At 29.5% G+C, this 1,807-nt stretch carries 2 protein-coding genes; both read right to left on the bottom strand.

Annotated features, from left to right (window positions below):
* A partial coding sequence (locus IDG60_RS13020) for a hypothetical protein (RefSeq protein ID WP_206160772.1) occupies window positions 1–1,426 on the bottom strand: 1,426 nt, incomplete at its 3' end.
* Window positions 1,419–1,807, bottom strand: a 389-nt coding sequence (locus tag IDG60_RS13015; RefSeq protein WP_206160771.1) for a DUF1672 family protein, incomplete at its 5' end; no start/stop codon positions are given. The genes IDG60_RS13020 and IDG60_RS13015, both read right to left, overlap by 8 nt.

The following is a 1,807-nucleotide window of genomic DNA, read 5'->3' as shown; positions in this document are numbered from 1 at the left end:
GCTCTATATTCTGTTTCACTACTTTCAAATGTTTCATCATTTCTTCAGATACTCCATCTCTGAAGTCGTGATCTATATTTTTGAAAATTTCTAAAATTTCATTATCTATACTATCATACACTTTTTCTATAAAAGATTTTATACCTTTAAACAACTCATTAATTCTTTCTTTTAATGCATCCAATGCAAAATCAGGTAATAAGTGTTTAACAGCACTAATACTTTCTATTGTTTCATCTGCAACTTCTTCAAGTGAGTTTATTTTACTAATTAAAGTTCTTTCCATTTCTTCTAATTGAAATAAGTTAATCTTATCCTTAAATCCTTCTGATAATTGTTTCTTTCTATCTGCAAAATTTTTATTTTCATTTTCTGAGATGTTAAAACTTTCATTTAAAAAGATTACGCATTCTGCTAACATACCACTTGTTTCACCAGTAATCAGTTTACTCAACGCATCAAGATTTTCTAAATTAAGTTTAATTAAAGTTCCTTTTCCGGAACGTGCAATCGAATCTCCTGTCCAAACATTTATTGGAATTCGCCCATCCATATCTAATGTTATGTTAATAGTCTTTTTTACTTTTTTTCCATTTTTAATTTCTGTATCTTTTACCGACTTAATTTTGATTAGTGGTACAGTATCGTATGTGTTGTCTTTTCTATTTAACTTCCTTTTATAACCTACATGGCTGTCTATTAAAGCATCTAACCTGGGCACACCATCACTAATGTTAACGCGTTTTCCTGGCATATCTTTGATGAATGGATCTTGTAACCATGTTAATAAATCGTTGGTACTATTAAAACTAATCATATTATCAAAGCGTGGTCTAGCAAATTTCTGCCAAGCAGCATAAGGTACCATTGCTGGGTCAGTAGCAACAACTTTTTCATTTGGATGTTTCGCTCCTTGATATTTTGCTCCTGAACCGCCTTCCGAATTACCGCCATCCGCCACAATGGTTTTGTTTTTGTAATTATTTGGACTAACACCATATTTTTGTGTAAAGTTATACTTACTTAATTTATTAGCGTCATTTAGTTTGTCTCTATATAAATCTGCAAATTCGTCTGATTGCTTAAGATAATCCGTTGACTTATTACTATTATCCATTAATTTCGCATTTTGTAACCAATCATCTCCGATATCTAAAGATTTTAATGGATTATTAGGGTTTATTGCCTCATTAGATGTTCCTTGATAAATCATGGTTTGTTCACCAGTTGGTTTTCCTTTTTCATCCAACAATTCATAAATTTTTAAATCTGAGGCACCTTTTTTATTTTTATTTCCATTATCATTATATTCATCAACCTGCTTAAATCTTTTTCCGTTAACTGTAAAATCATTATCTTTATTGATGTCTTGATAAACCCAGTAACTACTCAATTCTGTTAAGTCTCTATCATTAATTTTATTCATCTTCAAATGCTCCAAACGACACTACTTTCTTATCATCAAAACGAGCTTTTTTTGTGCCAATAAGTTTATTTCCTAATTGAGTAGTTATAGTATTCTTGATTGGCATATCTTTTGTTCTTTCAATTTTCTCGGATAAATCTATTACATTATTTATCTTTTCTTTTCTATTTTTTTTATCATTCGTACTAAACAACGTTGCTACTGTATTACTATTAGCAGTATAATCTAACTCTTTTCTAGCTCGTTGCATACCCTCTTTAAATTCTTTATCATTTTTATGAATCAACGGTTCGTAATATTTACGATATTCTTTTAAGTTTCTTGATAAATATGTGATATAAAAGTATTCATTTTGATATCCAACGTTTTGTGTCTTGTTAA

The organism is Staphylococcus sp. EG-SA-2 (assembly GCF_017152085.1).
The sequence above is the reverse complement of the archived record's forward strand: the minus strand, read 5'-3'. Positions and strand labels throughout refer to the sequence as shown.